The sequence below is a fragment of the Streptomyces mashuensis genome, assembly GCF_014654785.1.
GTDB lineage: Bacteria > Actinomycetota > Actinomycetes > Streptomycetales > Streptomycetaceae > Streptomyces > Streptomyces mashuensis.
Genome location: NZ_BNBD01000022.1, coordinates 81,015 through 87,634 on the forward strand (window position 1 = coordinate 81,015; position 6,620 = coordinate 87,634).

Annotated in this window: 6 protein-coding genes; 3 read left to right on the top strand and 3 right to left on the bottom strand. The window is 74.4% G+C overall.

The window, feature by feature from the left end; all coding sequences use genetic code 11:
- Positions 1–203 precede the first annotated feature (203 nt).
- Together IE305_RS30890 and dapA are read left to right on the top strand one after the other, a co-directional pair.
- The gene (locus tag IE305_RS30890) at positions 204–2,054 is read left to right on the top strand and encodes a DUF8508 domain-containing protein (protein ID WP_190133148.1); all 1,851 of its coding nucleotides are present in this window, start codon (positions 204–206) and stop codon (positions 2,052–2,054) included.
- Positions 2,055–2,205: 151 nt separating this feature from the next.
- A complete protein-coding gene (gene dapA / locus IE305_RS30895; RefSeq protein ID WP_190133132.1) occupies positions 2,206–3,099 on the top strand; it encodes a 4-hydroxy-tetrahydrodipicolinate synthase in 894 nt (297 codons plus the stop codon).
- Here the strand turns inward: dapA and IE305_RS30900 are convergent.
- The 3 genes from IE305_RS30900 to dapD form a co-directional block, all read right to left on the bottom strand.
- Positions 3,075–3,770, bottom strand: a complete 696-nt coding sequence (locus IE305_RS30900) for a hypothetical protein (RefSeq protein ID WP_190133133.1) — start codon at positions 3,768–3,770, stop codon at positions 3,075–3,077. The two genes, dapA and IE305_RS30900, sit on opposite strands and share 25 nt — an antisense overlap.
- Complete coding sequence (locus tag IE305_RS30905) at positions 3,767–3,913, bottom strand: hypothetical protein (RefSeq protein ID WP_190133134.1); 147 nt, start codon at positions 3,911–3,913, stop codon at positions 3,767–3,769. The genes IE305_RS30900 and IE305_RS30905 overlap by 4 nt, the downstream gene beginning before the upstream one ends.
- Before the next feature lie 125 nt (positions 3,914–4,038).
- Positions 4,039–5,037, bottom strand: coding sequence for a 2,3,4,5-tetrahydropyridine-2,6-dicarboxylate N-succinyltransferase (dapD, locus tag IE305_RS30910; protein ID WP_190133135.1), 999 nt, complete (start codon positions 5,035–5,037; stop codon positions 4,039–4,041).
- A gap of 209 nt (positions 5,038–5,246) precedes the next feature.
- Here dapD and IE305_RS30915 point away from each other — a divergent pair, with 209 nt between their 5' ends.
- Entirely contained in the window at positions 5,247–6,521 is a 1,275-nt protein-coding gene (locus tag IE305_RS30915; protein WP_190133136.1) for a S8 family peptidase, read from the top strand.
- Positions 6,522–6,620 lie beyond the last annotated feature (99 nt).

Below are 6,620 nucleotides of genomic sequence, written 5' to 3' on the forward strand. Positions count from 1 at the left end.
TCTCCTGACGAACCCTTGACAACTCCCCTGCCCGGCCAGGACATTGACGCGCGTAGATTGCGTGTCGGCGCCGTGACGGCTTGTATGCACTCCGCACCACGATTGATCACTTCTGACCGGAAATCGGTCTGATCGCTCATCGGTACGTGCCGACCCGCTCGATCCCGCTCGATCCCACTTCGCTCCCACCGGAGGACTTCGTGCTGTCCACCCGCCGCGCCGCGCGCCGCCGCGCCGCCACCGCCGGCTCCCTCATAGCCGGCGCGCTCGCCGCCGGGCTCGTCGCACCCGCCCAGACCGCGAGCGCCACCGGGGCCGGCGAGGGCTCCGCCGTCCGGATCCACGACATCCAGGGCACCACCCGCGTCTCCCCGCTGGCCGGCACCCAGGTGCACGACGTCCCCGGCGTCGTCACGGCCGTGCGCTCCTTCGGTTCGTCGCGCGGCTTCTGGTTCCAGGACCCGCACCCGGACGCCGACCGCGCCACCAGCGAGGCCGTCTTCGTCTTCACCGGCACCACCACCCCGGCCGTGGCCGTCGGCGACGCCGTCCTGGTCTCCGCCACCGTCACCGAGTACTACCCGGGCGGCGCCGCCGCCGGCCTCCAGTCGGTCACCGAGCTGACCAAGGCCACCTGGACCGTGCAGTCCTCCGGCAACGCCCTGCCCGCCCCCGTGCGGCTGCGCCCCTCCTCCGTCCCGGCCCGCTACGCGCCGGACGCCAAGGGCGGTTCCATCGAGAAGCTGCCGCTCCGCCCCGACCGCTACGCCCTGGACTTCTACGAGTCCCTGGAGGGCATGCGGGTCCAGGTCGACGACGCCACCGTGGTGGGCCCGACCAACGAGCACCACGAGCTGTGGGTCACGGCCGACCCCCGGCACGACCGCACCCCGCGCGGCGGCACCCTCTACACCTCGTACCGCGACCCCAACCCGGCCCGCGTCAAGGTCGCCTCACTCGTGCCGTTCGCCCAGCACCCCTTCCCCGTGGCCAACGTCGGCGACCGCCTGACCGGCACCACGGCCGGCCCGCTGGACTACGACAACTACGGCGGCTACACCCTCCAGGCCACCGAGCTGGGCACGCTCGCCGACCGCGGCCTGAAGCGCGAGACCACCCGCCGCCAGAAGAGCGACGAGCTGGCCGTGGCCACGTACAACGTGGAGAACCTCTCCCCCAAGGCCCCGCAGGCCAAGTTCGACCGGCTGGCGGCCGCGCTGGTGACCAACCTCGCCTCGCCGGACGTCGTCGCGCTGGAGGAGGTGCAGGACAACAACGGCACCACCGACGACGGCACCGTCGACGCGAGCGTCACGCTGAAGAAGCTCACCGACGCCATCGCGGCGGCCGGCGGCCCGGCGTACCAGTGGCGGCAGATCGACCCGGTCAACGACCAGGACGGCGGCCAGCCCGGCGGCAACATCCGCACCGCCTTCCTCTTCAACCCCGCCCGCGTCTCGTTCAAGGACATCCCGGGCGGGGACGCCACCACGCCCGTGACCGTCCGGCGCGAGGGCGGCAAGGCCACCCTGTCCGCCTCCCCGGGCCGTGTCGCGCCCGGCGACGCCGCCTGGAAGACCAGCCGCAAGCCGCTGGCCGGCCAGTTCTCCTTCCGCGGCCGGGACGTCTTCGTCGTCGCCAACCACTTCAACTCCAAGGGCGGCGACCAGGGTCTCGACAGCCGCTTCCAGCCGCCGGCCCGCCCGTCCGAGACGCAGCGCGTGCAGCAGGCCCGGCTCGTCAACACCTTCGTCAAGCAGCTGCTGGCGGCGGACAAGCACGCGAACGTCATCGTCGCGGGCGACCTGAACGACTACCAGTTCTCGCCCGCGCTGGCCGCGCTCACCGACGGCGGCGTACTGACCGACCAGGTGAACACGCTGCCGGTGTGCGAGCGGTACGGCTACGTCTACCAGGGCAACTCGCAGGTGCTGGACCACATCCTGACCAGCCGCGCGCTCAAGCGGGTCGACTACGACATCGTCCACATCAACGCGGAGTTCGCCGACCAGGCGAGCGACCACGACCCGCAGGTGCTGCGCTGGAAGCCGTGACCGCTTCCTGACCACGGGGGCACCGCGTAGCAACGCTAAGCAGTACCCCCCAGCACATTTCAATAGACCTGTACGGTCGGAGCGGGACAGAATCCGGGCAGCGATCGCGAGCCGCTGTCACCCGACACCCGCCACCCGGAGTAGGACGAGAATGTCTGCCACCAGCCCCTTCGGCCGTACGGTTTGTGCCATGGTCACCCCCTTCACCCCGGAGGGGGCACTCGACCTCGACGGGGCCCAGCGCCTCGCCGACCGCCTCGTCGGCGAGGGCCGCTGCGACGGCCTGGTGCTGTCCGGCACCACGGGCGAGTCGCCGACCACCAGTGACGAGGAGAAGACCGCGCTGGTGGCGGCCGTCGCCGAGGCCGTCGGCGGCCGGGCCCGCATCACCGCCGGCGTCGGCTCCTCCGACACGCGGCACACCGTCGCCCTGGCCCGCGCGGCCCAACGCGCGGGCGCCCACGGCGTCCTGGTCGTGACGCCGTACTACAGCCGGCCGCCGCAGGAGGACGTCGCGGCGCACTTCACGGCCGTCGCGGACGCCGTCGACGTGCCGGTGATGCTGTACGACATCCCCGGCCGCACCGGCACCCGCATCGAGCCGGACACGATGCTCGCCCTCGCGGAGCACCCGCGCATCGCGGGCGTGAAGGACTGCGCGTACGACCTCCTGGGCAGCTCCAAGGTCATCGCACGGACGGACCTGCTGTACTTCTCCGGCTCGGAGGAGCTCAACCTTCCGCTGCGCGCGGTGGGCGGGCACGGCTACGTCAGCACCGTCGCCAACGTCGCCGGGCCGCTGCTGGCCGACGCCCTGGACGCCCACGACCGGGGCGACACGGCCGAGGCCACCGCCCTCCACCAGCGTGTCCTGCCGCTGGTCGAGCTGATGATGGCGTCCAGCCTGCCCGGCACGGTCACCGCCAAGGCGCTGCTGAACGCCCTGGGCCTGACCGCCGGGCCGGTGCGCCCGCCGCTGCGGCCCGCGGACGAGGCCCGGACGAGCGCGCTGCTGGCGGCCTACCGGTCGGCCGTACCGGCCTGACCGCCGTCGGCCAGCCGCGCCAGCCGGCCCTGGAACCAGTCGAGCCGCGCCTGGAGCAGGGCGGCCTCGGCCATCAGCCCGGCCAGGGTCGTGGCATCGGCGTCGGCGTCGGCGTGGGGCGGCCCCCCGGTTGCCCCGCCTTCCGTGACGATCGTCAGCGGACCGCCGGCCCGCTCGGCGAAGCCGGCGAAGGTGAGGCCGGACCGGCCCAGGGAGCAGCCCCCGCAGTCGGGCGCCAGCACCCGCCACCCGGGCAGCCCCCACCCGGCGTCGGCGAACCGCGTGGCGGCCCGGCCGCAGGGACAGGGCCCCACGCGCACGCCACGGACCCGCTGCCGGGCGTAGCGCATGCCGTGCTCGTAGCGGATGTACGCGCCGAGGACGGAGACCTCCAGCACCACGGCCCGCCGGTGCGCGCCCTCGCAGGTGAGGGCGCGGGCCTCGGCGGACGCGTGCAGGCAGTGGAAACCGCAGTCGCAGAGGCGGGAGGGCACGCGGTGGCGGCGGCCGTAGACGCAGCGGGCGTCGTCGAGGACGCCGTACGGGGCACCGCCACCGAGGGAGACCCCGGTGAAGCCGGTCCGGGCGCCGTCCCCGGACAGCACCGGGTAGGCGATCTTGTACCCGGTGGGCGGCCGGGCGGGGCGCTCCTGGGGGAGCCGCAGCCTCACGGGGCGACCGGGGCCTGCTCCTCGACGGCCTTCACGGTCTCCACGACGTCCACCGTCTCCACGGTCTCGTGGGCCTCGGCGGTCTCGTGGGCCTCGGGGGCCTCCTCCGCGATGCCGACGGCCAGGGGTTTGCCGAGCCTCATGACGCCTCCCAAGGGCGTGGGGTGGGACACCGGACGACTCCCCATGGTGGCCCAGCCCGCCCCGGACACGCCAGAGCGGCCGCACGAACGTACGGCCGCTCCGGCTGAGGTCCGGCGATGACGCGTCAGTTGTGGCTGTGCAGGATCTCGTTGAGGCCGCCCCAGGTGCTCTTGTAGGGGCGGGCCTCGACGGTGCCGGTGGTGGAGTTGCGGCGGAAGAGGATGTTGTCGGCGCCGGAGAGCTCCAGGGCCTTGACGACCTGGCCGTCGGGCAGGGTGACGCGGGTGCCGGCCGTGACGTACAGGCCCGCCTCGACGACGCACTCGTCGCCGAGAGCGATGCCGATGCCGGACTCGGCGCCCAGCAGGCAGCGCTCGCCGACGGAGATGATCTGCTTGCCGCCGCCGGAGAGGGTGCCCATGGTGGAGGCGCCGCCGCCGATGTCCGAGCCGTCGCCGATGACCACGCCCGCGCTGATGCGGCCCTCGACCATCGAGGTGCCCAGCGTGCCGGCGTTGAAGTTGACGAAGCCCTCGTGCATGACGGTGGTGCCGGGGGCCAGGTGGGCGCCCAGGCGGACACGGTCGGCGTCGGCGATGCGCACACCGGACGGGACCACGTAGTCCGTCATCCGCGGGAACTTGTCGACGCTGGTCACCTGGAGGTGCAGGCCCTCGGCGCGGGCGTTGAGGCGCGCCGTCTCGACCTGGTCGATGGCGACCGGGCCGAGCGAGGTCCAGGCGACGTTGGCCAGCAGGCCGAAGATGCCGTCGAGGTTCTGGCCGTGCGGCTTCACCAGGCGGTGCGAGAGCAGGTGCAGGCGCAGGTAGGCGTCGTGCGCGTCGACCGGCTTCTCGTCCAGCGAGGAGATGACCGTGCGCACGGCGACGACCTCCACGCCCCGGCGCGGGTCCGGGCCGACGGCCTGCAGAGCGCCCTCGCCGAGCAGCTCCGCGGCGCGCTCGGCCGTCAGCCGCTCGGTGCCGGCCGGGCCGGGCGCGTCGGCCAGCTCGGGGGCCGGGAACCAGGTGTCGAGGACGGTGCCGTCCGCGGCGAGGGTGGCGAGACCGGCGGCGACGGCGCCGCGCGGGGAGTCAGTACGGGAAGCAACAGCATCGGTCATGGGCGAAAACCTAACCGGACGGGACGGCTCAAGGCGAACCGGGCGGGCGACACCCGCCGGGCCGCGGACCCACGCGGATGGCGGAACGACGGCAGCCGGTCGGCCCATCCCGCGTCGCCGCCCGGGGCCGCGCCGCTTATCCAGAGGGAGCGGGCCGCGTACCGCGGACGACCGCGACCGAGGACGGACCGGACGGACGAAGGGCGCCGATGAGGAAGCCGACGAGGATATCCAGCCGACTCCCCCTCCTGCTGGCCCTGCTGACGGCCCTGCCGCTGCTGGGTCCCGCCGGCGCGGCCCCGGCCGCGGCCGCCGACCCGGGCCCCGGGCTGCCGGGCCGCCCCGCGGGCCCCGCACCGCTGCGGCAGACGGCCGGTGAGGCCGTGAGCGGGCACTACATCGTGACGCTGCGCGGGGGGTACGGCGCGGCGACCCGGGCGCAGGACATCACGGCCCGGCTGGGGGTGACGCCGGACTACGTCTTCACGCATGCCCTGACCGGGTTCGCCGCCTACCTCACCGAACGGCAGCTGACGGCGGTGCGCCGCGAGCCCGAGGTGGACGCCGTCGAGCAGGACGCCGTCTTCACTCAGGCCGACGCGCCGGCGCGGCCCCGCGCCGCCGTGGCGGGCGTGGCGGCCGTGGCGGGCGCCCGCGCGGTCCCGTGGGGCCTGGACCGCATCGACCAGCGCTGGCTCCCCCTCGACGGCCGCTTCGACGTGCGGGCCACGGGCGAGGGCGCCACCGCGTACATCCTGGACACCGGCATCGACTACGCCCACCCCGACTTCGGCGGCCGGGCCCGCAACGGCGCCGACCTCGTGGGCGGCAACGGCGCCGACTGCCCCTCCGGCACCGGGCACGGCACCCACGTGGCGGGCATCGTCGGCGGCGCGACGTACGGCGTGGCGCGCCGCGCCTCGCTCGTCAGCGTCCGCATCCTGGACTGCTCGGGCCGGACGACGACGGCGCGGGCGATCGCGGGCTTCGACTACGTGAGCGCCCACGCGGTGCGGCCGGCGGTGCTCAACGCCTCCATCACCGGCCCCTTCTCGTCGGCCCTCAACACGGCGGTGGCCTCGGTCGCGGAGAAGGGCGTGCCCCCGGTGGTCGCGGCCGGCAACTCCGACGACAACGCGTGCGACCACTCCCCCGCCGGCGCCGGGGCGGCCCTGGCCGTGGGCGCGACCGACCGCGCCGACCGGATGGCGGACTTCAGCAGCCACGGCCCGTGCACCCGGGTACTGGCGCCGGGCGAGGACATCGAGTCGGACGCCGTGGGCGGTGGCGCGGTCCTCAAGAGCGGCACCTCGCAGGCGTCGCCGTACGCGGCCGGGGTGGCCGCCCTGTACAAGGCGGACCACCCGGGCGCGTCCTCGGCGGCGGTCGTCGACTGGATCCTGGACCGGGCCACCAAGGACGCCGTGCGCTCCCCGCTGCGCGGCGACACGCCCAACCGGCTGCTGTACACGGGCGGGTTGTGAACGCGGGCGGTGAACAGCGCGAAGGCCCCCGGCGACAGGGGACGCTGTTGGCGAATTCGGGGGCTGGTCCTACTTCGCCCCGCCGAGCGTGAGCTCGGC

What these genes read in the sequence shown, in the direction of transcription:
- dapA (WP_190133132.1), top strand. Translation starts at nt 2,206, where the DNA reads ATGTCTGCCACCAGCCCCTTCGGCCGTACGGTTTGTGCCATGGTCACC.
- IE305_RS30905 (WP_190133134.1), bottom strand. Translation starts at nt 3,913, where the DNA reads ATGAGGCTCGGCAAACCCCTGGCCGTCGGCATCGCGGAGGAGGCCCCC.
- dapD (WP_190133135.1), bottom strand. Translation starts at nt 5,037, where the DNA reads ATGACCGATGCTGTTGCTTCCCGTACTGACTCCCCGCGCGGCGCCGTC.
- IE305_RS30915 (WP_190133136.1), top strand. Translation starts at nt 5,247, where the DNA reads ATGAGGAAGCCGACGAGGATATCCAGCCGACTCCCCCTCCTGCTGGCC.